Source organism: Streptomyces sp. NPDC042346 (genome assembly GCF_055581845.1).
On record NZ_JBVJEH010000010.1, the window covers coordinates 331907 to 357644 of the forward strand.

The 25738-nt window shown below is 71.8% G+C and carries 22 protein-coding genes, 1 tRNA gene and 1 riboswitch; of the genes, 16 read left to right on the top strand and 7 right to left on the bottom strand.

Annotated elements, in window-relative coordinates:
• Window positions 1–10 precede the first annotated feature (10 nt).
• On the top strand, window positions 11–739 hold the full coding sequence (locus ACZ6K0_RS33310) for a DUF2625 domain-containing protein (protein ID WP_376402504.1): 729 nt from the start codon (window positions 11–13) through the stop codon (window positions 737–739).
• Complete coding sequence (locus tag ACZ6K0_RS33315; protein WP_376402501.1) at window positions 736–1236, top strand: GNAT family N-acetyltransferase; 501 nt, start codon at window positions 736–738, stop codon at window positions 1234–1236. The genes ACZ6K0_RS33310 and ACZ6K0_RS33315 overlap by 4 nt, the downstream gene beginning before the upstream one ends.
• A 34-nt stretch (window positions 1237–1270) precedes the next feature.
• On the opposite strand, the gene ACZ6K0_RS33320 is transcribed toward ACZ6K0_RS33315, so the two are convergent.
• Window positions 1271–2086 carry a tetratricopeptide repeat protein gene (locus tag ACZ6K0_RS33320; RefSeq protein WP_469233390.1) on the bottom strand — a complete coding sequence of 272 codons (816 nt, stop codon included), beginning with the start codon at window positions 2084–2086 and terminating at the stop codon, window positions 1271–1273.
• 9 nt (window positions 2087–2095) lie between these two features.
• Window positions 2096–4456: a YfhO family protein gene (locus ACZ6K0_RS33325; RefSeq protein WP_469233392.1), complete on the bottom strand. Its 2361-nt coding sequence runs from the start codon at window positions 4454–4456 to the stop codon at window positions 2096–2098.
• 126 nt (window positions 4457–4582) lie between these two features.
• On the opposite strand from ACZ6K0_RS33325, the gene ACZ6K0_RS33330 reads away from it, so the two are divergent.
• The 3 genes from ACZ6K0_RS33330 to ACZ6K0_RS33340 all read left to right on the top strand — a co-directional run bounded on the left by ACZ6K0_RS33330 (window position 4583) and on the right by ACZ6K0_RS33340 (window position 7416).
• Window positions 4583–5578 carry a glycosyltransferase family 2 protein gene (locus ACZ6K0_RS33330; protein ID WP_376402493.1) on the top strand — a complete coding sequence of 332 codons (996 nt, stop codon included), beginning with the start codon at window positions 4583–4585 and terminating at the stop codon, window positions 5576–5578.
• An 80-nt stretch (window positions 5579–5658) separates the two neighbouring features.
• Complete coding sequence (locus tag ACZ6K0_RS33335) at window positions 5659–6309, top strand: SurA N-terminal domain-containing protein (protein ID WP_376402490.1); 651 nt, start codon at window positions 5659–5661, stop codon at window positions 6307–6309.
• 141 nt (window positions 6310–6450) lie between these two features.
• Window positions 6451–7416, top strand: a complete 966-nt coding sequence (locus ACZ6K0_RS33340) for a nucleoside triphosphate pyrophosphohydrolase (RefSeq protein WP_376402487.1) — start codon at window positions 6451–6453, stop codon at window positions 7414–7416.
• 54 nt (window positions 7417–7470) lie between these two features.
• Here the strand turns inward: ACZ6K0_RS33340 and ACZ6K0_RS33345 are convergent, their stop codons facing one another.
• On the bottom strand, window positions 7471–8688 hold the full coding sequence (locus ACZ6K0_RS33345) for a globin domain-containing protein (protein ID WP_469577525.1): 1218 nt from the start codon (window positions 8686–8688) through the stop codon (window positions 7471–7473).
• 81 nt (window positions 8689–8769) lie between these two features.
• On the opposite strand from ACZ6K0_RS33345, the gene ACZ6K0_RS33350 reads away from it, so the two are divergent.
• From ACZ6K0_RS33350 to ACZ6K0_RS33390, 9 genes are all read left to right on the top strand, one after another.
• Window positions 8770–10017, top strand: coding sequence for a cytochrome P450 family protein (locus tag ACZ6K0_RS33350; protein WP_376402481.1), 1248 nt, complete (start codon window positions 8770–8772; stop codon window positions 10015–10017).
• Between the two features lie 184 nt (window positions 10018–10201).
• On the top strand, window positions 10202–11302 hold the full coding sequence (locus ACZ6K0_RS33355; protein ID WP_469233398.1) for a transglycosylase family protein: 1101 nt from the start codon (window positions 10202–10204) through the stop codon (window positions 11300–11302).
• A 258-nt stretch (window positions 11303–11560) separates the two neighbouring features.
• A riboswitch (cyclic di-AMP (ydaO/yuaA leader) is annotated at window positions 11561–11734 on the top strand.
• Between the two features lie 3 nt (window positions 11735–11737).
• The gene (locus tag ACZ6K0_RS33360) at window positions 11738–12478 is read left to right on the top strand and encodes a transglycosylase family protein (protein WP_376402475.1); all 741 of its coding nucleotides are present in this window, start codon (window positions 11738–11740) and stop codon (window positions 12476–12478) included.
• Between the two features lie 370 nt (window positions 12479–12848).
• Window positions 12849–14135: a phosphopyruvate hydratase gene (gene eno / locus ACZ6K0_RS33365; RefSeq protein WP_376402472.1), complete on the top strand. Its 1287-nt coding sequence runs from the start codon at window positions 12849–12851 to the stop codon at window positions 14133–14135.
• A gap of 90 nt (window positions 14136–14225) precedes the next feature.
• Window positions 14226–14696 carry an FtsB family cell division protein gene (locus tag ACZ6K0_RS33370; protein WP_376402469.1) on the top strand — a complete coding sequence of 157 codons (471 nt, stop codon included), beginning with the start codon at window positions 14226–14228 and terminating at the stop codon, window positions 14694–14696.
• 40 nt (window positions 14697–14736) lie between these two features.
• Entirely contained in the window at window positions 14737–15279 is a 543-nt protein-coding gene (locus tag ACZ6K0_RS33375) for a DUF501 domain-containing protein (RefSeq protein WP_376402466.1), read from the top strand.
• Window positions 15276–16190, top strand: a complete 915-nt coding sequence (locus ACZ6K0_RS33380) for a Ppx/GppA phosphatase family protein (protein ID WP_469233402.1) — start codon at window positions 15276–15278, stop codon at window positions 16188–16190. Before ACZ6K0_RS33375 ends, ACZ6K0_RS33380 begins: the two co-directional genes overlap by 4 nt.
• 380 nt (window positions 16191–16570) lie before the next feature.
• Entirely contained in the window at window positions 16571–17950 is a 1380-nt protein-coding gene (locus ACZ6K0_RS33385) for an NAD(P)/FAD-dependent oxidoreductase (protein ID WP_469233404.1), read from the top strand.
• Between the two features lie 171 nt (window positions 17951–18121).
• Complete coding sequence (locus tag ACZ6K0_RS33390) at window positions 18122–19435, top strand: class I SAM-dependent methyltransferase (RefSeq protein WP_469233405.1); 1314 nt, start codon at window positions 18122–18124, stop codon at window positions 19433–19435.
• A 62-nt stretch (window positions 19436–19497) separates the two neighbouring features.
• Here ACZ6K0_RS33390 and ACZ6K0_RS33395 read toward each other — a convergent pair whose 3' ends face one another.
• Window positions 19498–22029: an ABC transporter permease gene (locus ACZ6K0_RS33395; RefSeq protein ID WP_376402456.1), complete on the bottom strand. Its 2532-nt coding sequence runs from the start codon at window positions 22027–22029 to the stop codon at window positions 19498–19500.
• Between the two features lie 87 nt (window positions 22030–22116).
• Window positions 22117–22887: an ABC transporter ATP-binding protein gene (locus tag ACZ6K0_RS33400; RefSeq protein WP_030315258.1), complete on the bottom strand. Its 771-nt coding sequence runs from the start codon at window positions 22885–22887 to the stop codon at window positions 22117–22119.
• A gap of 379 nt (window positions 22888–23266) precedes the next feature.
• Here ACZ6K0_RS33400 and ACZ6K0_RS33405 point away from each other — a divergent pair.
• Window positions 23267–23353, top strand: a tRNA-Leu gene (locus tag ACZ6K0_RS33405).
• A gap of 45 nt (window positions 23354–23398) precedes the next feature.
• On the opposite strand, the gene ACZ6K0_RS33410 is transcribed toward ACZ6K0_RS33405, so the two are convergent.
• Window positions 23399–24013 carry a hypothetical protein gene (locus ACZ6K0_RS33410; protein ID WP_469233408.1) on the bottom strand — a complete coding sequence of 205 codons (615 nt, stop codon included), beginning with the start codon at window positions 24011–24013 and terminating at the stop codon, window positions 23399–23401.
• Between the two features lie 183 nt (window positions 24014–24196).
• On the opposite strand from ACZ6K0_RS33410, the gene ACZ6K0_RS33415 reads away from it, so the two are divergent.
• Window positions 24197–25096: a Bax inhibitor-1/YccA family protein gene (locus ACZ6K0_RS33415; protein ID WP_376402450.1), complete on the top strand. Its 900-nt coding sequence runs from the start codon at window positions 24197–24199 to the stop codon at window positions 25094–25096.
• A gap of 66 nt (window positions 25097–25162) precedes the next feature.
• Here the strand turns inward: ACZ6K0_RS33415 and ACZ6K0_RS33420 are convergent, their stop codons facing one another.
• Window positions 25163–25720 (bottom strand): TetR/AcrR family transcriptional regulator, encoded by a 558-nt coding sequence (locus ACZ6K0_RS33420; RefSeq protein ID WP_469233410.1) that lies wholly within the window; start codon window positions 25718–25720, stop codon window positions 25163–25165.
• Window positions 25721–25738: the final 18 nt, after the last annotated feature.

Here is a 25738-nt window from a genome sequence, read left to right on the forward strand (position 1 = left end):
GCATGCTCCGGTGCGTGAACTGAGTGAGTTGATCGAGGTGGAGGACCCGGCGTGGCCGGTTCTCGGTGGGGAGCTGCGGGACGCGGCCGTGCCCGTCGAGGTGCTGGACGCCGACGCGGAGCGCGCCGCCGCCGCGCTGGTGCAGACGCAGGTGACCGTGCGGTCGTTCCTGGGGGCGTTCGTGCTGCACAGCGGCGGGGCGTTCGTCGACGACGGCTGGCTGCGGGTGTACGGGAGCCCGGCCGCCGACAACGACCGGCGGCTGCCCTCGCTCGCGCGGGTCAACGGCTACCCGCCCGTGACGATCCCCGACTGGCGGCCCCGGGCCGGGCTCGTCGTGGCGCACGACGTGCTGGGCGGGGTGTTCGTCATCCAGGGTGGACCGGCCGATCAGGTCGGGCTTCCGGGGCAGCCCGGGGAGATGGTCTACTTCGCGCCGGACTCGCTCCGGTGGGACGCGCTGGGCGCCGGGTACGGGGCCTGGCTGTCATGGATGCTCGCCGGCGGCACGGAGGAGTTCTACGAGGGGCTCCGCTGGCCCGGCTGGCGCGACGAGGTCCGTGAACTGGACGGCGACCGGGGGCTCACGCTCTACCCGCCGCTGTGGTCCGCCGAGGCGCACCAGGACCTGGCGGCGACGAGCCGGCGGATCGTGGAGATGGCGGAGCTGCTGGATTTCGAGAAGGACATGAGCGTGCAGTTCGACGAGGCCGACCCCGGATTCCTGGGGGCGCTGTGAGGGAGACGGTCACACGGACCGAGCGGCTCGATCTGGTGCCGCTGGCCGTCGCGCACGCGGAGGAGATGGCCGGGGTCCTGGGCGATCCCGCCCTGCACGTGTTCATCGGCGGCGAGCCGCTGCCCGCGCCCGAACTGCGTGCCCGGTACGAGCGGCTGGCCGCCGGGTCGCCGGACCCCTCGGTCGTCTGGTGCAACTGGGTCGTGCGGCTGCGCGACGAGGACCGGCTCACCGGGACCGTACAGGCGACGGTCACCGACGGCGGGCGGGTCGCGGAGATCGCGTGGGTCGTCGGCACGGACTGGCAGGGGCGGGGGATCGCCCGCGAGGCGGCCCGGGGGCTCGTGGAGCTGCTCGCGGCCGGGGGAGTGCGGACGGTGCTCGCGCACGTCCACCCCGAGCACGCGGCCTCGGGCGCGGTCGCCCGCGCGGCCGGCCTCGCCCCGACGGAGGAGTGGGAGGACGGGGAGGTCCGCTGGCGCCTGGACCTCCCCTGACGGCCGTAGCGGGCCGCCGCCCCGCCCGGCGGCGTCAGCCGTCGTACGCGCCGCCGCTGCCGCCCCACACCGTGGCGATCAGGGAGTCCGCCGCCTCGGCGTCGCCGGCCAGGCGGCCCGCCTCGCGGACCTGCTCGGCGTCCACGGCCCCGGACTTGGCCATCTCGATCGCCTCGTGGACGCCGTCCCCGTCGCCGTGCGCGAGCATCGCGAAGAACCAGCGGACCGCCTGCACCGGGTCCGGCTCGGTGCCGAAGCCGTCGCGGTACCAGCAGGCGGCGGCCTGCATCGCGCCGGTGTGACCGCGCTCGGCCGCCCAGAGGTACCAGGTCAGCGCCTCCTCGTCCCGGTCCAGCTCCGACAGCCGGTCGGCGAGGAGCGCGCCGGCGATGTCGACGCCCTCCCGGGTGGCCGTCTCCAGAAGGCGCATGGACTCGTCCGGGTCGTCGACGAGCTGGGCGAGATTGAGGCAGGCGTACGCGTCCCCGGCCTGCGCGGCCGCCCGGAACAGCTCGGTGGCGAGGCCGTCGTCCTCCTCGACGCCGATCCCTTCGAGCAGCATGTACCCGTATGTGCGCTGCCCCGCCGGATGCCCGGCCTCGGCCGCCGCCCGGGCGTACCGCACGGCGTCGGAGAGCGCCGACTCGTCGAAGTACTCCAGGTAGATCCCGGCCAGCAGCGCGGCGGCCTCCGCCGACCCCGCGTCGGCCAGGGGCACGAGCCCGACGGTCACCTGCGTCGCCAGCTCGGCCCCTTCGGCACTGCCCTCCATCGCGGCCCGCACGAACGCGTGTCCCGCGGCCACCCAGTCCCCGGCCTCGACGGCCTTCCGTCCCTCGTCCAGATGCATGCGACGACCTTAAGGCCGACCCCGGGAACGTCTGAGGGCGGCCAGACGCCAGAGCAGGAGACCCGTCAGCGCCGCCGCCCCTCCCGCCAGGCCCGCCCGCAGTCCCGGCGGGCGGAACACGCAGTCGACCGTCCCCGACGCGGCCGGGACGGCGAGGAGACCGCCGTACGAGGTCGTCCGTTCCGTCCCGGTGGTCGCGCAGTGCCAGCCCGCGATGCGGGGGGTCGCCATGACGACCGTTCCCGAGGACGCGGGGACCGTCGCGGTGATGCCGTTCGGGGTGGGGGTGATCGCCGTGGCGGAAGCGGTGCGGAGGGACCGCACCGCCGCCCGTAGCCGCTCGTGGTCCAGGCAGCCGACCTCGGCTCCCCGCCCTCCGCCCGGCACCTCCACCCGCGTGCCCGCCGTCCGCTGGACTCCCAGCGAGGTCATGGCCGCGCTGCGCTTCGGCCGGCCGCCCAGCAGGTCGGCCGTGCGCGTGCCCAGGCGGGCCCGGCCGCTCGCGTCCGGCGCCCAGAGGAAGACCTCGGTGCCGACCCGGCAGGCGCCCGCGCGCGGAGCCTCGTACACCCGGGCTCCCAGCAGGAGTTCCTGGTTGCGGAAGGGGGACGGGCCGTAGGCCGGGGGCGGGCCCGGCGGGCGCACCGTCACCAGCGGGAGGTACGTCTCCGTGCGGACGACGTCGCCGTCACGCCAGCGCGCCCCCACCCCGAACACCGCGTCCGTCACCGGATTGTCCAGGCTCAGCAGGTTCCGGCCCCGCGAGGTCCAGCCGCCGCCGAGCGCCGTCAGCGTCTCCGTGAGGACCGCCGGGGTGTGGCTGCTGTAGTACGCCGCGCCCTGACCGCCCAGGAGCAGCGGGTCGTTCCCGGCGAACCGGGGGAGGCCCGTGTCCGTGCGGTACGCGGGCCAGCCGTCGGCCGCCGCCAGGGCCGCCGCCCGGCGCTGCTGCTCCGGACCCAGCGGCGGGTAGTCGTCGAGCCGGGTCAGCCGCTCCCGGTCCGCGTAGGCCGTCGTCGCCGCCGCCTGCCCGACGAGCGTGCCCGTGACCAGGAGCGCGGCGAGCACCCCGTACCGGCCCCGGCGGGGGAGGAGCAGCGCGCCCGCCACCGCCGCGAGGCCCGCGCCCGCGAGCAGCAGCGCCCAGCGGGTGACGACCGGGCTCGGCAGCGCGCCCGCCGCGAGGGCCACGACCACGCCCGCGCCGCCGAGCAGCGCCCGGCGGTCCGGGAGGCCGTGGGAGAGGGCCGTCCAGGCGGCGAGGACGAGGACGCCGGAGAGGACGAAGGTCTGCCGGTACGGGCTGCCGTTCGGGGTGGCGAAGACATGCCAGACGAGATGGGTGGGGCCCCACTGCATCGACAGCGCGACCGCGGCGCACAGGGCCGGCCACAGCCACCGCTCACGGCCCGGGACGTCCCGGCGGAAGAGCAGCGTCCCCGCGAGCAGCGGCACCGCCGTGCAGACGAAGGCCGCCGGGGTCGCGAAGCTGTACGTCGCCGGGAGCAGCCGCGCGAGCACGTCCGTACCGGCCGCCGGGTCGAACTCCCTGACAACGCCGGGGTACGCGTGACGCGAGCCGAGGAAGACGGGGACGAGGACGGGGGCCGCGAGGCCGATCCCGAGCGCCGTCGTCGCCGCCGCCCGGAGCAGTGTCCGGAGCGGAGTCCGGAGCGGAGTCCGGAGCGACGTGCGGAGCGGCGTCCGACCCCGGGAGACGTCCGTCGTCGCCAGCCGGACCAGGAGCACGAGGGCCGCGCCGAGCGTCGCCATGTACGCCGTGTAGAAGTTCGCCAGCCAGCAGACCGCCACCACCAGCGGCCCCAGGAGCGGCCTGCGGCCCTCCCGTACCCACTCGCCGACCAGACAGAGCAGCGGGAACGCGATCAGGCCGTCCAGCCACATCGGGTTGTACGTGCCCTCCGCGAGCGACCAGCCGCACAGCGCGTACGCCGCGCCGAGGACGGACGCCCACCACCAGGTGCCACCCCCCAGGCGGCGCAGCAGGAACGTCATCGCGGCCGCCGCGACCGCCGTCTTCAGGACGGTGACCGCGTACACCGCGTACTCGATGTCCGTACGCGGGAAGAGGGCGACCAGCGGGGCGAAGGGGCTCGACAGGTAGGTGCCGTAGTCCGGGAGGAAGCTCGTGCCCCAGCCCGCCCGCCAGTCGAGCAGCAGCCCGCCGTCCGCGCGGCCCCGCAGCAGGTCCCAGAGGTGCGCGTGGAACGGCACGAACTGGTTCGCGAGGTCGTTGACGGCCCGGTGGCGCGGCCCGAAGGGGAAGACGCGGGCGACGGCGTCCCCGGCGCAGACGGCGGCCGTCGTGAGGAGGGCCGCGAGCGAAAGGGAGCGGGTGGTGTTCGGCATGACGGGTCGAATATGCCAGCGCCCACCCGGGAAGGGCCCGGCCCGGCGGGCCAGTTCACGCGATGGTCGCCTGCCCGTCATCCGCGCGGACCGGCCGGGTCACCGGGCTCCGTTGTCGTGGTCCGCGTGCTGCTCTCGATCGTGGTCCCGTGCTTCAACGAGGACGACGTCCTCACCCGCTTCCATGCCCGCGTGACCGACGAGTTCTCCCGTCTCGACGGGGAGTTCGAGCTGGTCTACGTGGACGACGGGAGCCGGGACCGGACCCTCCCGCTCCTCCAGGAGCTCGCCGCCGCCGACCCCGGCCGCGTCCGCTACGTCTCCTTCAGCCGCAACTTCGGCAAGGAGGCCGCGATGCTCGCCGGGCTCCGGCACGCCGCGGGGGACGCCGTCGTCATCATGGACGCCGACCTCCAGCACCCGCCCGAGCTCGTGCACCGCATGGTCGCCCTGCACGCCGAGGGGTACGACCAGGTCGTCGCCCGCCGCACCCGCGAGGGCGACCGCGTCACCCGCACCCTGACCGCCCGCCTCTACTACCGGGCGATCAACCGGCTCGTGGACGTCGAGCTCGTCGACGGCGTCGGCGACTTCCGGCTGCTCTCCCGCCGCACGGTCGACGCCCTCCTCGGCCTCGGCGAGTACAACCGCTTCTCCAAGGGCCTCTTCGCCTGGGTCGGCTTCCGCACCACGACCTTCTCCTACGAGAACGCCGTGCGCGAGGAGGGCCGCTCCAAGTGGACCTTCGGCAAGCTCCTCAACTACGGGCTCGACGGGCTGCTCTCCTTCAACAACAAGCCCCTGCGGGCCGCCGTCTACCTCGGCCTGCTCCTCGTCTCCCTCGCCTGCGTCTACGCCGCCTGGATCGTCGCCGACGCCCTGGCCAACGGCGTCGACACGCCCGGCTACGTCACGCTCCTCGTCGCCGTCACCGCGCTCGCCGGCGTCCAGATGGTGATGGTCGGACTCATCGGCGAGTACGTCGGCCGCATCTACTACGAGGTGAAGCGGCGCCCCCACTACCTGGTGCAGGAGACGGAGACGGGTCAGGAGGAGAGGGAGTTGCGGGCCGACACCCGGCGGTCCGGTGAATCGTTGTGGGAAACAGTCGCTCCGAAGTAGTGGCTACGGCCCCGGCGACTCCCTACCATCGATCACCGCAAGGTCGTTCAACTGACGCACGACCCGCCCGGGAGGCTCCTGTGCACCGCCGCGATCGCCGCATTGCTCTCTCCGTCTCCGCCGCGCTCCTCGCGGCGCCGTTGCTCACCGCCTGCGGGAGTGACGCCCATCCAGGAGCGGCGGCCGTCGTCGGCGGCGACCGGATCGAGGTCTCCACGCTCCAGGCGCAGGTCAAGGACGTGCGGGCCGCGCAGGCCGCCTCGCCGCAGGCCGCCCAGCTCCTCGGGGCCAGTGGCGACCTGAACCGCCGCAAGCTCAACGGTCTGATCTTCGACCGGGTCGTGGACAAGGTCGCCGAGGACAGCGGCGTCAGCGTGACCCGCGCCGAGACCCAGCAGACGCGCGCCGCGTTCGTCCGCCAGAGCGGCGGCGAGGACCGGCTCGCGGCCGTGCTGCTCCAGGAGCAGGGCGTGGCTCCCGACCAGATCGACGACGTCGTCCGCCGCAACGTCCTCATGAACAAGATCGCCGCGAAGCTGGGGATCGCCGAGACCCCCGAGGGCCAGAAGAAGCTGACGGACGTCTTCACCGCCGCCTCGAAGTCCCTCGACATCGACGTGAACCCGCGCTTCGGCGCCTGGGACGACGCGCAGGTCCAGTTGGCCGCCGCGACCAGCCCGTGGCTGCGGCAGATCAGCCGGGACCCGGGCGCGACCCCGGCCGGAGCCTGACGCCCCGGTCCGGCCGCCGGGTCCGACGCCTCCGTCCGGTCCCGGGGCCCGAGTGCCGTGTCCGGTCCCTGGGTCCGAGGGCCGTGTCCGAGGTCCGGGCCTCCGTCCGGGCCCGGGCCCGGCTCCGGGTAGGTTCGAGGGGTGACATCTGAGAGCCCCGGCCGCATCGTCCTGCTGACCGCCAGCCACCGCGTGGCGCCCGGACTGCTGTCCTGGCCCGCGTGGCAGGCGCTGCACGGAGCGGACCGGGTGCTCTGCCCCGACGCGCACCACCCCCAGCTGCCGTACCTGACGGAGGCCGGGGTCGCCGTCGAGCACGTCCTGCCCACCGCGCAGGAGCTCGTCGAGGACTGCGCCGGAGGCCGGACGATCGTGCTGCTGCCCTCCGGCGAGGGCGACCGCGCCCTGACCGACGGGCTCGCCCGACTCGCCGGCTCCGGCCGGGTCTCCATGCCCGACCTGGAGCTGCTCCCCGGCTCGTACGACCTGCCCGGCTCCCGCCTCCTCGACCTGGTGCAGGTCATGGACCGGATCCGGCGCGAGTGCCCCTGGTCCTCGCAGCAGACGCACAAGGCGCTCGCCAAGTACGGCATCGAGGAGGCGTACGAGCTCGTCGAGGCGATCGAGGAGGGTGACCGCGAGGAGCTCCGCGAGGAGCTCGGGGACGTCCTGCTCCAGGTCGTCTTCCACGCCCGGATCGCCGAGGAGGACCCGGAGGAGCCGTTCTCCGTGGACGACGTCGCCGGCACGATCGTCGAGAAGCTGATCCACCGGCACCCGCACGTCTTCGGGGACGCGACCGCCGAGACGCCGGAGGAGGTCAAGGCCCACTGGCTGCGGACCAAGGCCGTCGAGAAGCAGCGGGAGTCCGTGACCGAGGGCGTGCCGCTCGGCCAGCCGGCGCTCGCGCTCGCCGCGAAGCTCGCGGGCCGGGTGCGGACGGCGGGGCTCGGCGTGGCCCTGCCGGAGGGCGAGGGCATCGGGTACGAGCTCCTCGGCCTCGCCGCACGCGCGGAGGCGGCCGGCGTGGACCCGGAGGCGGCGCTGCGCGCGGCGGCCCGGACGTACCGCGACGCGATCCGCGCGGCGGAGGGCCTGTCCTCGTAACAGCGTCTCGTCACAGCGCTTCGTCACAGCGCCTCGTCACAGCGCTCGCGGTTTCTACGGCTCGCGCGGCGCCCGGGCCTCCGGGTTGTGCCAGAGGAGCTGCGGCGGGCCGAGGAGGCGTTCGGCCGCGGTGCTCGGGCGGACCGTGAAGCGGCCGACGGCCGGCAGCGTGTCGTGGTGGATCCGGTGCGGGTCGGTGCCGAGCTCCGTCAGGACCTCGACGACCTCCGTGAGGAAGCCGGGCGGCCCGGCGAGGTAGACCTCGTGCGCGGCCCACTGCTCGCAGGCCTGGAGCGCGTGGACCAGCCGCTCGGTCGCCTGGTCGCGGCGGCGGCCCGGGGCGGCGGTGATGTAGGTGACGTTCAGTCCGGGGAGACGTTCCTTCAGGGACTCGGCGTCGGGGCGTCCGTACAGGTGGTCCTTCGCACGGGCCACGACGAACAGCCGGCCCTCCAGCTCCGGCTCCGTCTCGGCGGCCTCCTCCAGGAGGGCCTTCACCGGCGCCCAGCCCGTACCCGCGCATATATAGGAGCGGAGTCCGGCCGGGGGCGTCCGCGCGGTGAGGCCGCCGCCCGCCGCGCTCAGCCGCAGCACCTCGCCGGGGCCGGTCTCCCCCACGAGCGCCGTGCTCATCGCGCCGCCGGGTATCCGGCTCACATGGAGGTCGAGCGTGCCGTCCTCGCGGGGCGCGTTCGCGACGGAGTAGGTGCGCCAGACGCGGGGGACGCGCAGCGAGCTGACGCTGACGTACTGGCCGGGGACGTACGGGAAGGGCTGCCGCGGCCGCAGCGTCAGGACGGCCAGGCTGTCGCCGTACCGCTCGTGGCGGACGACGTCCGCGTCCCACCACGCGGGCTCCCCGACCCCGGCGGCCTCGTCGGCGCCCGCCTGCATCAGCTCGACGACGAGCCCGTACGCCTCGGTCCAGGCCTTCTCCGCCTCGATGGTCCACGCGGAGCCGGCGGCGTGCGCGAAGGCGCCGATGAGGCTCTCCCCGACGGCCGCGTACAGCGCGGGTGACGCCAGGAACTTGCGGTGGTCGCGCCCCAGATGCCCCAGGTAGGCGGCGAGTGCGGGGTCCTCCAGGTGGGTCACCACATGCGTCAGCGCGGCGAAGAGCCGGTCCCGCTGCGGAACCATGTCCTCGGGGAAGAGCTCGCGCACACCGGGGTTGTTCCAGAACAGGTGCGAGTAGAAGAAGGTGACGGCATGCTCGGCCCGTCTCTCGACGACCGCGAACGTGCTTCTGATCAGCTGGGGATCCACTGACATGAATCTAGGGCACGTCCGGCGCCTCTTGATCACAGGTTCTCCACATACGTGCTCCTCCGGGCCTCCCTGTACGGTCGGACAGTGAGTACTAGCCCCGCCCCCGAGCTCTTCACCTGGGAGTTCGCCAGCGATCCGTATCCCGCCTACGCCTGGCTGCGGGAGCACGCGCCCGTGCACCGGACGAAGCTGCCCAGCGGGGTCGAGGCCTGGCTCGTGACCCGGTACGCGGACGCCCGCCAGGCCCTCGCCGACCAGCGTCTCTCCAAGAACCCGGCGCACCACGACGAGTCCCCGCACGCGAAGGGGAAGACGGGGATCCCGGGCGAGCGCAAGGCCGAGCTGATGACGCATCTGCTCAACATCGACCCGCCCGACCACACCCGGCTGCGGCGGCTCGTCTCGAAGGCCTTCACGCCGCGCCGGGTCGCGGAGTTCGCGCCGCGCGTGCAGGAGCTGACCGACCGGCTCATGGACGACTTCGTGGAGAAGGGGAGCGCCGACCTCATCCACGAGTTCGCGTTCCCGCTCCCCATCTACGCGATCTGCGACCTGCTCGGCGTGCCCCCGGAGGACCAGGACGACTTCCGGGACTGGGCCGGGATGATGATCCGGCACGGCGGCGGGCCGCGCGGCGGGGTCGCCCGGTCGGTGAAGAAGATGCGCGGCTATCTCGCGGAGCTGATCCACCGCAAGCGCGAGGAGCCCGGTGAGGACCTCATCTCGGGGCTCATCAGGGCCTCCGACCACGGCGAGCACCTCACCGAGAACGAGGCCGCCGCCATGGCGTTCATCATTCTCTTCGCCGGTTTCGAGACGACCGTGAACCTCATCGGCAACGGGGTCTACCAGCTGCTCCGGCACCCCGAGGAGCGGGAGCGGCTCCAGGCCTCGATCGCGGCGGGGGAGACCGGGCTCCTGGAGACGGGCGTCGAGGAGCTGCTGCGGTACGACGGGCCGGTGGAGATGGCGACCTGGCGGTACGCGACGCAGGCGCTGACCGTCGGCGGGCAGGAGATCCCGGCGGGCGACCCGGTGCTCGTGGTCCTCGCCGCCGCCAACCGGGACCCGGAGCGGTTCGCGGACCCGGACACGCTGGACCTTTCCCGGCGCGACAGCCAGCACCTCGGGTACGGGCACGGCATCCACTACTGCCTGGGGGCGCCGCTCGCCCGGCTGGAGGGCCAGGCCGCGCTCGCCACCCTGCTGACTCGCCTGCCCGACCTGCGACTTGCGGCCGATCCGGCCGAACTGCGGTGGCGCGGAGGGCTCATCATGCGGGGATTGCGCACGCTTCCGGTGGAATTCTCCCCTTCCGTACGGCTGCGGTGAACTGACGGATCGTCAAGACTGTGATCTTTACGTGATCGGGGGGCCATCGACTTGTGATGGGTGTTCGAATGCCGCTACGTTTCCCGGCAGTCTCAGCCGTCACGCGAAAGGCCTCCCTATGCGCTCCGGGAACGGACGACACCGTCGCCCCCGTCAGGCCCCCGCCATCGTCGTCGCCGCGGGAGTGACCGGATCCGCCCTGGCGCTGCCGCTGCTCGCCACCGGCTCCGCCTCCGCCGCCGACGCGGCCACCTGGGACCGGGTCGCCGAGTGCGAGTCCGGCGGCCAGTGGAGCGCCAACTTCGGCAACGGCATGTACGGCGGTCTCCAGTTCACCCAGGACAGCTGGGAGCGGAACGGCGGCCTCGCCTACGCGCCCAGCCCCGACCTGGCCAGCCGCGCCCAGCAGATCGCGATCGCCGACAAGGCGCTCGCCGCCGGCGGCACCGACTGGGCCACCTGCGCGCCCATCGCCGGCCTCACGAACGACGGCAGGGCCACCGGGATCAACCCCGGCCCGGCCGCCGCCCCGAAGGCGCCCACCGGGCCCGTGGCGGAGTCGAACCGGACCGCGGGCGTCCCGATCACGCCCTCGGAGGCCGCCGCGGCCGAGAAGGCCGCCGAGAAGGCCGCGGAGAAGACCGCCGGGTCCACCGGGTCCGCCGAGGCCGGTACGCCGTCGAAGGCCCCCACCGGGTCGACCGCCTCCGCCACGCCCACCGCGCCCGCCACCACGGGCACCCCGACCGCTCCGGCGACGGGGGCCACCACGGGCACCCCGACCGCTCCGGGTACCGCCGGTACGCCGACGGACCCGACCACGCCGACGGGCGGCTCGACCACCCCGGCCACGCCCGATGCGTCCCTTACGCCCGTATCGCCCGAAACGCCGACAGGTGACACCTCGTCGGCCACGCCCGGCACCGGCAAGCACCGGGGCGAGGCGGCCCCGGAGGAAACCGGCAAGACGGACACCTCGGCTGAATCCGGCCGACACGCCTCATCGACGGACGAGCTGGCGGAAAGCTCCGCCGCCACGCCCACGACTGACGCAATGAAGGATTCGGACACAACGGACAGTCAGGGTGCTTCGGGCGCGTACACCGTGCAGCCCGGTGACAACCTGTCCGAGATCGCGCAGGAGAACGAACTCCCCGGCGGATGGAACGCCCTCTACGACGCCAACCGCGGCACCGTGGGTGTCGACCCGGACCTCATCGTCCCTGGTCAGAGCCTTGACCTGACGATCGGTTCGGAGAAGAAGGCGGAGACGAAGGCCGGGTAGTTCGGGGGCGTATGTCCGGTTCTGGGTAAGTGAGACATGGGTCTCTTCGCCCCAACTGGCGTGTCACGTCCGCGAACTTTGCTCCCGTCACCTCTCACCTGCGCAAACACCCCCCGCCGGAAGGCAAGTAGGGGCGATATTTCCGCAATACGCCTCTTTGAACTTCCGGTGGGTCTGTGTCTACGGTCGTAACCGCTCGCCACCGCGGGCCCCGTCGACCGAAACGCCGAATCCTGCCGTCGGCCGATGGGAACAGTCGTCGCGTAAGCGCCGAAGGCAGGAGTGGGGGACCCAAGGTAAGTGCCGGTCCCGGCCGTTGAGACAGACGGCCGATGACCGGCTTGGGGTGAAGCCGCGTGCTAGGACACGCGGCCGGGCAACTTTCCGGCCCGAACCCGACAGCTCACCTCACAGGCGTCGGTGAGGAGAATCTCCATGCTGTTTTCCGGTAAGGGCAAACACCGTCGTCCCTCCAAGGCCACCCAGGTCGTCACCCTCGTCGGTGTCACGGGTGTCGCCGTCGCCGCCCCGCTGATGACCGCGGGCACCGCCTCGGCCGCCACGGTCTCCGAGTGGGACACCGTCGCCGCCTGTGAGTCCGGCGGCAACTGGGCCATCAACACCGGCAACGGCTACTACGGCGGCCTCCAGTTCTCGGCCTCCACCTGGGCCGCGTACGGCGGCACCGCCTACGCCTCGACCGCCAACCAGGCGTCGAAGTCCCAGCAGATCGCCATCGCCGAGAAGGTCCTCGCGGGCCAGGGCAAGGGCGCCTGGCCGTCCTGTGGCGTGGGCCTTTCCGGCGCCTCGTACGACGGCGGCTCCGCCGAGAGCGCGCCGCAGCAGGCCGCGCCCCAGCAGCAGACGCAGCAGCCGCGCCAGGAGCGGAAGGCCGAGCAGCCGACCACCCGCAGCGAGCAGCGCCAGGCCCCGAAGCAGTCGACGCAGCAGCACGCCGCGCCGAAGGCCGCCACCAAGAAGACGGTCACCACCCCGACCGGCAAGGTGGTCAAGAAGGGTGACGGCGAGTACAAGGTCGTCGCCGGCGACACCCTCAGCAAGATCGCCGAGGCGCACGGCGTCAAGGGCGGCTGGGCCAAGCTCTTCGAGCTGAACAAGGACGTCGTCGAGAACGCCGACCTCATCTACGTGGGCCAGCAGCTCCACCTCAAGTGAGCCCGGCGGCTCGGGTGAGTCCGGCGGCTCACCCGACCCAGACGACCCTCCCGCGGTGACCACCCCGGTCCGGCGCACTCTCCCCCGTGCGCGCCGGACCGGGGTTCCGTGCGTCCGGGGTTCCGTGCGTCCGGGGTTCCGTACATACGGGGTTCCGCGTCTACCGGGACCCTTTGGGGAGGACTTCGTAGTTACCGTCCAGTAGATCTGGGGTCCTTCGTCCCGAGATGCATGCCCTTGGGTCCTTTTTCGTCCCAGGGGGCGGGCGCACGGCCGACCGGACCCCCTGAGCCGGTTAGGCTCTTGTCGCAAGGCCGAGCGACCCTGCACCGGCCATGCGTCACATCCAGCGTCACATCCCAAAAAGGAGATGCTCGTGCCGTCCATCGACGTCGTCGTAGCCCGGGAAATCCTGGACTCCCGAGGCAACCCCACGGTCGAGGTCGAGGTCGGCCTCGACGACGGCAGCACCGGCCGTGCTGCTGTTCCGTCCGGCGCCTCCACCGGTGCGTTCGAGGCCATCGAGCTTCGCGACGGTGACCCGAACCGCTACCTGGGCAAGGGTGTCGAGAAGGCCGTCCTCGCCGTCATCGAGCAGATCGGCCCGGAGCTCGTCGGCTACGACGCCACCGAGCAGCGCCTGATCGACCAGGCCATGTTCGACCTGGACGCCACGGAGAACAAGGGCTCGCTCGGCGCCAACGCCATCCTCGGCGTCTCCCTCGCCGTCGCGCACGCCGCGGCCGAGGCCTCCGACCTCCCGCTCTTCCGCTACCTCGGCGGCCCGAACGCGCACCTGCTGCCCGTTCCGATGATGAACATCCTCAACGGTGGGTCGCACGCCGACTCCAACGTGGACATCCAGGAGTTCATGATCGCCCCGATCGGCGCGGAGTCCTTCTCCGAGGCCCTCCGCTGGGGTGCCGAGATCTACCACACGCTCAAGGGCGTGCTGAAGCGCAAGGGCCTCTCCACCGGCCTCGGCGACGAGGGCGGCTTCGCCCCGAACCTCGAGTCGAACCGCGCGGCCCTCGACCTCATCATCGAGGCCATCAAGGAGGCCGGCTACACCCCGGGCTCCGACGTCGCGCTCGCGCTCGACGTCGCCGCGTCCGAGTTCTACAAGGACGGCACGTACGAGTTCGAGGGCAAGTCCCGCTCGGCCGCCGAGATGACCGAGTACTACGAGGAGCTCGTCTCCGCGTACCCGATGGTCTCCATCGAGGACCCGCTGTACGAGGACGACTGGGCCGGCTGGAAGGTCCTCACCGACAAGCTGGGCGCCAAGGTCCAGATCGTCGGCGACGACCTCTTCGTCACCAACCCGGAGCGCCTCGCCCGCGGCATCGAGGAGGGCACCGCCAACGCCCTCCTGGTCAAGGTCAACCAGATCGGCTCGCTGACCGAGACCCTGGACGCCGTCGAGCTCGCCCAGCGCAACGGCTTCAAGTGCATGATGTCCCACCGCTCCGGCGAGACCGAGGACGTCACCATCGCCGACCTCGCCGTCGCCGTGAACTGCGGTCAGATCAAGACCGGTGCCCCGGCCCGCTCGGACCGCGTCGCCAAGTACAACCAGCTCCTGCGCATCGAGGAGATCCTCGACGACGCCGCGGTCTACGCCGGCCGCAGCGCCTTCCCGCGCTTCAAGGGCTGAGCCTCTCCGTAGGGCAGCTTCCGTACGTCCCCGTACTCGGTCCCGTACCGTGTGCGGGGACGTACGCATGAACAGGGGAGGCGACACGACATGGCCGCGAAGGACCGGGACCGGTTCTCGACCGCGACCCGGATCAGACTGCTCGGCGAGCAGACAGCCGCCCGTGTCTACCGCTCCCAGACCCGCCGGCAGGCCCGCCGCTCCCGGCTCACCGGCCGCGCGGCCTTCCTCGCGCTCGTCGTCTGCTCCCTCGTCGTGGCGCTCGCCTACCCGATGCGGAGCTACGTCTCCCAGCAGGGCGAGATCGCCGACCAGGAGCGCCGGGCGGCCGAGGCCGCACGCCGGGTCGAGGAGCTGCGGGACGAGAAGGCCCGCCTCCAGGACCCGTCCTACGTCCGCCGGCTCGCCCGCGAGCACCTGCACTACGTGCGGCCCGGCGAGACCGGCTTCACCGTGAACGACCCCGACGCGGAGCAGCGGCCCCGCGCCGACCAGGGAGCGGCGGAACGCCCCTGGTACGACAACCTCTGGGACGGCGTCGACCACGCCGACCGTCCCTGACCCCTCCTCCGCGACACACGAGCAAGGCAACCGAAAAAACATGGAAACGCCCCCTCCGCAGACCGAACGCACCGAGCCCACCGAGAAGGACATCGCCGCCTTCGAGCTCCAGCTCGGCCGGCCGCCCCGCGGCCTGCGCGCCATCGCGCACCGCTGCCCGTGCGGCAACCCGGACGTCGTCGAGACCGCGCCCCGGCTCCCTGACGGCACGCCGTTCCCGACGACGTACTACCTGACCTGCCCCCGGGCGGCCTCGGCCATCGGCACCCTCGAGGCCAACGGGGTCATGAAGGAGATGCAGGCCCGGCTCGCCACCGACCCGGAGCTGGCCGCCGCCTACCGGGCCGCGCACGAGGACTACATCGCCCGCCGTGACGCGATCGACGTCCTGGAGGGCTTCCCGAGCGCCGGCGGCATGCCGGACCGGGTCAAGTGCCTGCACGTCCTCGTCGGCCACTCGCTGGCCGCCGGACCGGGCGTCAACCCGTTCGGCGACGAGGCGCTCGCGATGCTGCCGGAGTGGTGGGCGAAGGGCGCCTGCGTCACGCCGTGCGCCGACAAGGAAGAGGAGAAGGGCGAGTGACCCGGGTCGCCGGAATCGACTGCGGTACGAACTCCATCCGCCTCCTCGTCGCCGACGTCCACCCCGAGACGGGTGACCTCGTCGAGCTGGACCGGCGGATGACGATCGTCCGGCTCGGGCAGGGCGTCGACAAGACGGGCCGGCTCGCGCCCGAGGCGCTGGAGCGGACCTTCGCGGCCTGCCGCGTGTACGCCGAGGTCATCAAGGAGCTGGGTGCCGAGCGGCTCCGCTTCGTCGCCACCTCCGCCTCGCGCGACGCCGAGAACCGCGACGAGTTCGTGAACGGGGTCGTGGAGATCCTGGGCGTCGAGCCCGAGGTCATCACCGGCGACCAGGAGGCCGCGTTCTCCTTCACCGGCGCCACCGGAGAGCTGCACGGCCCGGAGACGTACCTCGTCGTGGACATCGGCGGCGGCTCGACCGAGTTCGTCACCGGCAACAAGCACGTCGAGGCCGCCCGCTCCGTCGACATCGGCTGCGTCCGGCTGACCGAGCGGCACGTCCGGCACGACCCGCCGACCGCCGAGGAGGTCGCCGCGATCCGCGCCGACGTCCGGGCCGCGCTCGACCTGGCCGCCGAGACCGTGCCGATCGGCTCGGCGGAGACCCTCGTCGGGCTCGCCGGCTCGGTCACCACCGTCGCCGCCATCGCCCTCGGGCTCACGGAGTACGACTCCGAGAAGATCCACCACTCCCGGATCTCCGCCGCTCAGGTCGCCGAGGTGACCGACCGGCTCCTCGCCTCCACGCACGACGAGCGGGCCGCGATCCCCGTCATCCACCCGGGCCGGGTCGACGTGATCATCGCCGGTGCGCTGGTCCTGAGGGAGATCGTGGAGCGGGTCGGAGCGAGCGAGGTCGTCGTCAGCGAGCACGACATCCTCGATGGGATCGCCCTATCCGTGGCATAGCGGGCATCTATCGAGCCTCCCGGCGACATGCCGTCGGGAAAGTTCGTGAAGTTCTTCACAAGGAAAAAGGCCCTGATGGCGTCGGAAGAGGGTCCGAAGGGGGTCTTTGGGCCCTCCGAGGGGCGTCTCAGGGCCCTTTCGTAGGTACGGGGGCCTCTTCGCTCGTTGTTTCCATCGCGTGAACGCACCCGGTGGTTCGGCGTTAACGAGGCCTCTCCAGGCCAGTTCACGAGGGGTGAACAACGTTCACCACCGCACCCCGGTTCCTTTGCAACGCCATGACATGGATCACGTGGGCGGCGGAGTGTAGCAGAGGTGTGCCAGGACCTTGTGAAGGGGCGCACGAGCACCCCCCTCGGACGGGGTGGATACTCGATCCCATGAGCACCACGGAGCGTCCCAGGATCCTCGTAGTAGGCGGCGGGTACGTAGGCCTGTACGCAGCTCGGCGCATCCTCAAGAAGATGCGCTACGCGGAGGCGACCGTCACGGTCGTCGACCCGCGGTCGTACATGACCTACCAGCCCTTCCTGCCCGAAGCCGCCGCCGGCAGCATCTCGCCGAGGCACGTCGTCGTCCCGCTGCGACGCGTCCTCCCCAAGGCCGAGGTGCTCACCGGTCGGGTCACCACCATCGACCAGGACCGCAAGGTCGCCACCGTCGCGCCGCTCGTCGGCGAGGCGTACGAGCTGCCTTTCGACTACCTCGTCATCGCCATGGGCGCGGTCTCCCGCACCTTCCCGATCCCCGGTCTCGCCGAGCAGGGCATCGGCATGAAGGGCATCGAGGAGGCCATCGGCCTGCGCAACCACGTCCTCGAGCAGCTCGACAAGGCCGACTCGACCACCGACGAGGAGGTCCGCCGCAGGGCGCTGACCTTCGTCTTCGTGGGCGGCGGCTTCGCCGGCGCGGAGACCATCGGCGAGGTCGAGGACCTGGCCCGTGACGCGTCGAAGTACTACCAGAACGTCAAGCGCGAGGACATGCGCTTCGTCCTGGTCGACGCGGCCGACAAGATCCTCCCCGAGGTGGGCCCCAAGCTCGGCCAGTACGGCAAGGAGCACCTCGAGGGCCGCGGTATCGAGATCTACCTCGAGACTTCGATGGACTCCTGCGTCGACGGCCACGTCGTGCTGAAGAACGGCCTCGAGGTCGACTCCAACACGATCGTGTGGACCGCCGGCGTGAAGCCGAACCCGGCGCTCTCCCGCTTCGGTCTGCCGCTCGGCCCCCGCGGCCACGTGGACTGCAACGAGAAGCTCCAGGTCAACGGCCTCGACTACGCGTGGGCCGCGGGCGACAACGCCCAGGTGCCGGACATGGTCGGCCGCAAGGCCGGCAACCCGAACGCCTGGTGCCCGCCGAACGCCCAGCACGCGCTGCGTCAGGCGAAGGTCCTCGGTGACAACGTGGTGGCCGGCATGCGCGGCTTCCCGCAGGCCGAGTACAGCCACGCCAACAAGGGCGCCGTGGCCGGCCTCGGCCTCCACAAGGGCGTCGCGATGATCGTCATGGGCAAGGTGAAGATCAAGCTCAAGGGCCGTCTCGCCTGGTACATGCACCGCGGCTACCACGGCATGGCCATGCCGACCTGGAACCGCAAGATCCGCGTCTTCGCGGACTGGACCCTCGCGATGTTCCTCAAGCGTGAGGTCGTCTCGCTCGGCGCCATCGAGACGCCGCGCGAGGAGTTCTACGAGGCCGCCAAGCCCGCCCCCGCCCCGGCCGCGCCGGCGCAGGAGAAGGCCAAGGCCTCCTAAGGCACCGCCGTACACGCAGTACCCCGAAAGGGCCGTCCGCCATCCGTGGTGCGGACGGCCCTTCGCGTGTTTTGCCGACTCGTTGCGCTGCGCCGGGATGGGAAACCCCTACAGAGGGTGTTCCCTTGGTGACGAGCATTTCTGGGGCACGAGATCACGGAGGTGTGCACCATGGCCGACGCCGCGTCGCGGCTGACGACTCTCGCCGAGGAACTCCTCGGAGGACCGCTCCCGGTCCGTCTGCGAGCCTGGGACGGCAGTGAGGCCGGACCGGCGGGAGCCCCCGTCCTGATCGTCCGCGACCGCCGCGCCCTGCGGAGGATGATCTGGAAGCCCGGCGAACTGGGCCTTGCCCGCGCCTGGGTGTCCGGGGAGCTCGACGTCGAGGGAGACCTGTACGAGGTCCTGGACCGCATCTCGGGCCTCCTCTGGGAGCGCCCCGAGGACACGAGGAGCCGCCTCACGGCCCTGCGCGACTCCGTCCGCGACCCGAAGCTGCGCGCCGCCGCCCGCGCCCTGCTGCGGCTCGCCGGGCCCCTGCCGCCCCCGCCGCCGCCCGCCGAGGAAATGCGCGGCCGCAGCGGCAGCAGCCACAGCAAGCGCCGTGACAAGCAGGCGATCAGTCACCACTACGACGTGGGCAACGACTTCTACGAGATCGTCCTCGGCCCGTCCATGGTCTACTCCTGCGCCTACTGGACGGAGGACGGGACCCTGGAGGACGCCCAGCGCGACAAGCTGGACCTCATCGCCCGCAAGCTGAACCTGAAGGAGGGCGACCGGCTCCTCGACGTGGGGTGCGGCTGGGGCTCCATGGCCCTGCACGCAGCCCGCGAGTACGGCGCCCGGGTCGTCGGCGTCACCCTCTCCCGCGAACAGGCCGCCTACGCCCGCAAGCGCGTCGCCGACGAGGGCCTCACCGACCTCGTGGAGATCCGCGTCCAGGACTACCGGGACGTCGCCGACGGCCCGTACGACGCGATCTCCTCGATCGGCATGGCCGAGCACGTCGGGGCCGTGAAGTACCGGGAGTACGCCGACACGCTGTACGGGCTCCTCAAGCCCGGCGGACGGCTCCTGAACCACCAGATCTCCCGCCGCCCCGAGCCCGACGAGGAGGCCTACGAGATCGACCCCTTCATCGACGCGTACGTCTTCCCCGACGGAGAACTCGCCCCCATGGGCCGGACGCTGTCCACCCTGGAGGACGCCGGCTTCGAGGTCCGCGACGTCGAGGCGCTCCGTGAGCACTACGCGCTGACGCTGCGCCGGTGGGTGGCCAACCTGGAGCGGGAGTGGGACCGGGCGGTCCGGCTCACCTCGCCCGGCCGGGCGAGGATCTGGCGGCTGTACATGGCGGCCTCCGCCGTCTCCTTCGAGCGCAACCGGATCGGCGTGAACCAGTTCCTCGCCGTGAAGACCCCGCTCGCGGGGACGAGCGGGACGGCGCTGCGGCCGCGCGTCTGGAACGAGAAGACGGCCTGACGCACGTACGGCGAAGGGCCGGCCTCCCAGGTGGGAGACCGGCCCTTCAGTCGTATCCGTGGCTACTCGGCCTTGATGGCCGAGAGCATGTTCAGCCGCGCCGCGCTCCGGGCCGGCCACAGGGAGGCGAGGACGCCGACCAGGGCGGCCAGGACCAGGAAGATCCCGATCCGGTCCCAGGGCAGGACCAGGGCGTAGCCCGGGATCTGCTCCTTGATGGTCTCGCCGATCGCCCAGCCGAGGAACGAGCCGAGGCCGATGCCGACGACCGCGCCGAACACCGAGATGACCACGGCCTCCAGCCGGACCATCCGCTTCACCCGGCGCCGGTCGAGGCCGATCGCCCGCAGCATGCCGATCTCCTGCTGGCGCTCGAAGACGGACATCGCGAGGGTGTTGACGACGCCGAGGACCGCGATGATCAGGGCCATGCCGAGCAGGCCGTACATGATGTTGAGGAGCAGGTTGATCGGGCCGCCGAAGGCGTCACGGATGCCCTTGTGGTCCAGCACCGTGATGTCGGGGTTGTCGCCCATGGCCTTGGCCAGGGCCCGCTCGTTGGCCGCGCTGGCGCCGCCCTCGGTGGAGACGAAGATCTGACGGATCTCCGCCCGCTCCTCGTGCGCGGTGACCAGCTTGTGGTCGATCAGGACCGGCGAGAGGAACTCGTTGGGCTCGAAGACCGCGCCGACCGTCAGCTTGGCCTTCTGCTTGTCGAGGTACTCGACCGGGACGGTGTCGCCGACCTTCAGGCCGCGCTTCGTGGCGGTCTTCTCGTCGACGGCGATCGCGCCCTTGCCGAGGGAGTTCAGCGAGCCGTTCACGACGCTGAGCTTGAGGACCTTCTCGATGTCGCCGGGGGTGACGCCGGAGGCCGAGACGTACGAGCCCTTGATCTCCAGCGCGCCCGCCTGCTGCGGGGAGATCGCGGTGACGCCCGGAGCCTTCTCCAGGGCGGTCAGCGCCTCCTGGCTCAGGCTGTTGCCACTGGCCATCGAGACCATGTAGTCGGCCTTGACCTGGTCGGTCGTCGCCTTGTCGAGGGCCGTGCCGACCGTGGCGCCGAGCACCGAGAGGCCGGTGACGAGGGTCAGGCCGATGGCGAGCGCGGAGGCGGTGGCGCCGGTGCGGCGCGGGTTGCGGACCGCGTTGAGGCCGGCGAGCTTGCCGGAGACCCCGAAGAGGTTCACGAACAGCGGGCGGATCACGGCGATCACGGGCCGGGACAGGAACGGGATCAGCACGATCACACCCATGAGGGTGAGGAACGCGCCACCCGCGATGAGCATGCGGCCGTCGTCGCCGCCCTGGCCCGCGCCGAGCACGATCAGGACCGCGCCGAGCGCGGTGAGCGCGGCACCGATGGAGTTCCGTACGACGAGCGACTTCGTGCTCGCGGTGGCGTGGACGCTGCTCATGGCGGCGACCGGCGGGATCTTCGCGGCGCGGCGGCCGGGCAGCCAGGCGGCGAGCATCGTGATCAGGACGCCGACGGCGAACGCGCTGACGGCCGGGGTGGCGGTGAGGACCAGATCGCCGCCCGGGACCTTCATCTCGAAGGCGCTCATGGCCGAGCGGAGGGCGACGGCCAGGCCGATGCCGAGCACGTAGCCGACGGCGGAGGCGACCAGACCGACCAGGCCGGCCTCGGCGAGGACGGAGCGGGTGATCTGCTTGCGGGAGGCGCCGACGGCGCGCATCAGGGCCAGTTCCTTGGTGCGCTGCGCGACCAGCATGGTGAAGGTGTTGGAGATCAGGAAGATCCCGACGAAGAGCGCGATGCCCGCGAAGCCGAGCAGCACCTGGTTGAGCGCGCCGAGACCGGCTTCGATGTCCTTGGCCTGCTGCTCGGCGAGGTCCTCGCCGGTCTGCGCGGTGGCGGCCTTCGGGACGACCTTGAGGACCTCGTCGAGGAGCTTGTCGGCGTTCGTGCCGGGCGCGGCGGTGACGGTCAGGCCCCGGTAGTACCCGGGCTTCAGGTAGAGCTGCTGCGCGACGGAGGAGTCGAAGACGACGAGGCTGCCGCCGGCGTTGACGGCGCCGTCCTCGGTGGTGAAGACGCCGGAGAGCTCGTACTCCTTCACGGGTCCCGTGGTCGCGACGCGGACGGTGTCGCCGACCTTGTAGCCGCCCTTGTCCGCGGTGTCCTTGTCGAGCGCGACCTGTCGGTCCTCGACCGGGCCCGTACCCGTGGTGAAGGTGTACGCGCGGTCCTTGCCGTCCTTGCCGGGGGCGAAGTTGGTGCCCTTGTTGGACCAGCCGACGCCGATCAGCTTGCCGTTCTTGTCGGGCACGCCCGCGAAGCCGTCGACGCGGGGGGTGACGGAGGCGACCCCGTCGAGCCCGGCGACCTTGTCGACGTCCTTCTGGGAGAGACCGGGGGCCTTCCGGGCCTGCTCGGCGTTCGGGTACATCTCGACGGCGACGGCGACGTCGTCGTAGCTCTTGGCCGACTGGTTGCGGAAGGCCTGGCCGAGGGTGTCGGTGAAGACGAGGGTGCCGGAGACGAAGGCCACGCCGAGCATCACGGCGAGGACGGTCATCAGCAGTCTCGCCTTGTGCGCGAGGACGTTGCGCAGGGCGGTACGGAACATGGGTGTGTCCTGAAGGAAGGGTGGGGCGGGACGGAGGGACGGGGACGCGGGCCTGACCGGTTCGAGGCCGGTCGCGGCGCTACGGCGTCAGCTCGTACGGCCCTTGGCGTCGAAGGCCTTCATGCGGTCGAGCACCCCGTCGGCCGTCGGGTGGAGCATCTCGTCGACGATCCGGCCGTCGGCGAGGAAGATCACGCGGTCCGCGTAGGAGGCGGCGACCGGGTCGTGGGTGACCATGACGACGGTCTGGCCCAGCTCGCGCACCGAGTTGCGGAGGAAGCCCAGGACCTCGGCGCCCGAGCGCGAGTCCAGGTTTCCGGTCGGCTCGTCACCGAAGATGATCTCGGGGCGGGAGGCCAGGGCACGGGCCACGGCCACGCGCTGCTGCTGGCCGCCGGAGAGCTCGGTGGGGCGGTGGCTGAGCCGGGCGGACAGGCCGAGCATGTCGATGACCTGCTGGACCCACTGCTTGTCGGGCTTGCGGCCGGCGATGTCCATCGGCAGCGTGATGTTCTCCAGGGCCGTCAGCGTCGGCAGCAGGTTGAAGGCCTGGAAGATGAAGCCGATCTTGTCGCGGCGGAGCTGGGTGAGCTGCTTGTCCTTGAGAGTGGAGAGCTCGGTCTCGCCGATGCGCACGGAGCCGGAGGAGAAGGAGTCCAGGCCGGCGACGCAGTGCATCAGGGTCGACTTGCCGGAGCCGGACGGGCCCATGATCGCGGTGAACTCGCCCTGCCGGAAGTCCACGGTGACGTGGTCGAGCGCGACCACCTGGGTCTCGCCGTGTCCGTAGACCTTGGAGAGATCCGTGGCGCGGGCGGCCACCGCGGTGGCTCGGGACACGGTGGGGGTGGTGGTCACGAGGAGGACTCCTGTCACTGCGGGGCTGCTGCGGGAACCCCTCCATCGTCTCGACCGTTCCGGCCCGGAGCGTCCGCCCACGTGCCCGTTCTCGGGGCAGTCTCGAGTCGGACCGGAGCCCTCGTCCGTCCTCCTGAGGTATGACGGCACCCCTGAGAGGCTGCTTCGAGCCGAGGTGACAGACCTGCGATGACTTTTCGTCATTCCGATGGGCTCGGCTTTGCGCCTGCGACCCCCGTCACAGTTGGGGGAAAACGCCCTCACCTGCACTGACGCACCCTCAGGCGTCAATAAAATAAGACAACATCGGGCCGATGTTCCGCTGAACGAGGGAAGGGGCCCGGATAGGCTCCTGTGCCAACGCGGAGCTTCGCGGAACGCCCGGATGGTGGAATACGCAGACACGGCGAGCTTAAACCTCGCTGGCCCTCGGGCCGTACCGGTTCAAATCCGGTTCCGGGCACCACCCCGGGCCACAGGCGAGTGCCTGGGGCCCGGCGCAGTCCCTCCGTCAGGCCTTCGGCAGACGGTCGAGCAGCCAGGTGCCGAACTCCTTGGAGAGCAGCGCGCCGCCCCCGCTTCCCTCGCCGGTCGTCGTCTCGTCGGCGAGCTCGTCGCTCAGCCCGTCCTCGACGCCGCTCTCCACCAGCCGCAGGAACAGAGGCATCTGCGGCCGGTCGCCCATGCGGTCGAGCTCGGCCGCCTCGTCCAGGTCGGGCGCGGCGGCGTCGTGGCAGAAGAGGACGGCGGTCCGGTGGTCCACCCGCTGGTACTCCAGGCTCGCCAGGCCGTAGCGGGCGGCGAGGGCGCCGCGCCCGGTGCCGCCGACGGCCAGCCGCTCGCCCGATCCCTCGGCGATCGCGCGCGTGACGGCCTCCGTCACGGCCGAGCCGTGACCGGAGAGACCGGTGTCGGCGGGCAGTCCCACCAGGACCAGGTCGTTGCCGCGCGCCTTCAGCTCCGCGAGGAGCGAGTACGAGCCGTCGTCCACGCTCGCGGCCAGCGCCTCCAGGTCCTGGCCGGCGTCGCCGACCAGGACGACGGGCGCGGCGAGGTGCCTGCCGGCGCGGAACGCCCACGCGGTCCCGTTGCGCAGCTGCCAGGTGTCATGCGGTGCGGTGGTCATCGGCTCTCCTTGTAAGGGGGGGTGTGCCTGACAGGGCGAGCGTCGCGGAGCGGGGTCCTCCGGGGTGGGCGAAGATCGGAATCTTCCGGGAAAAGATCCTCCCCGAGCACTAGGGAGTTTCTTTTGCCTACCCATTACCCTTGACGCAAGGCCGCGCCGTGCGGTCTGCCATGGAGGAGTGAGATGAGGAGCAGCAACCCGGTCTTCTCGCGACGGGGGTTCAGCCGCGACAACGGCTACGCGGTGAACGCGCAGCAGCCGCAGGCCGGGGGCCCCGCCGTCGGAACCAACCCGTACGCCACCGGCAACCCGTATGCCGAGGGCGCGACGAACCCGTACGCCACCAACCCGTACGCCCCGCAGGACGCCGCGCTCGGCGCCCCGCCGCAGGCCCGCGGCAACGTGATGACGATCGACGACGTCGTGAGCCGTACGGCCATGACGCTCGGCACGGTCGTGGTCACCGCCGTCCTGTCCTGGTTCCTGCTGCCGGTCGACTCGGCCAACCTGGGCAAGTCCTACGGCATCGCCATCGGCGCCGCCATCGTCGCGTTCGTCCTGGCGATGGTGCAGTCCTTCAAGCGCAAGCCGTCTCCCGCGCTGATCCTGGGCTACGCGGCCTTCGAGGGTGTCTTCCTCGGCGTGATCTCGGCCGCCGTCTCGACGTACATCGCCGACGGCGTGGTCATCCAGGCGGTCCTGGGCACGATGGCGGTCTTCGCCGGCGTCCTGATCGCCTACAAGATGGGCTGGATCCGGGTCAACCGACGCTTCTACGGCTTCGTGATGGCCGCCGCCATGGGCTTCATGCTGCTCATGGTGGTGAACCTGCTCTTCGCCGTCTTCGCCGGCGGTGACGGCCTGGGCTTCCGCAGCGGTGGCCTCGGCATCCTCTTCGGTGTCATCGGCGTCATCCTGGGCGCCTGCTTCCTCGCCCTCGACTTCAAGCAGGTCGAGGACGGCGTGAACTACGGCGCGCCGCGCGAGGAGGCCTGGCTGGCCGCCTTCGGTCTCACCATGACCCTGGTGTGGATCTACCTGGAGATGCTGCGTCTGCTGTCGATCCTGCAGGGCGACGACTGACGCGTCTGAGCTCGGGGGAAGGGCCCGTCCGGCTTCGTGCCGGGCGGGCCCTTTCCGCGTTCCGCGTCAGACGGCGGCGTCGATGAGGACGCGGGCCGCGGCCTTCGCCTGGGCGGCGGGCTCGGGGGAGCCGGTCATGCCCGCGACGACCATGGCCCCGTTGGCGAGCAGGGCGAGCTGGTCGGCGAGGGCGGGCGGGGCCCCGAGGGCGTCCGTCTGGGCGGCGAAGTACGCCCGCAGGGCCTCCTTGTGGTCGCGGGCGAGGCCGGCGACGTTCGGGGCGACGCCGCCGAGCTCCCCGAACGTGTTGATGAACGCGCACCCCCGGAACCCGTCCTCGGCGAACCAGGCGCCGAGCCAGTCGAAGACCGCGAGCGCCCGCTCGTACGGGCCGTCGGCGACCCGGTCGCCGTGTGCCGCGAGGGCGTCGCGCACGGTGCCGTCGCGGCGCCGCAGGACCGCCTCGACGAGGACGTCCTTGGACGGGAAGAGCTGGTAGAGCCGCTTGAGCGAGACCCCGGAGGCGGTGCGGAGCGCGTCCATGCCGACCGCCTGCACCCCGCGCTCGTCGAAGAGCCGCTCGGCGGTGTCGAGCACCTTCAGTTCGGCGGCTTCCGCGTCCATCTGCCGATCACCCCTTGC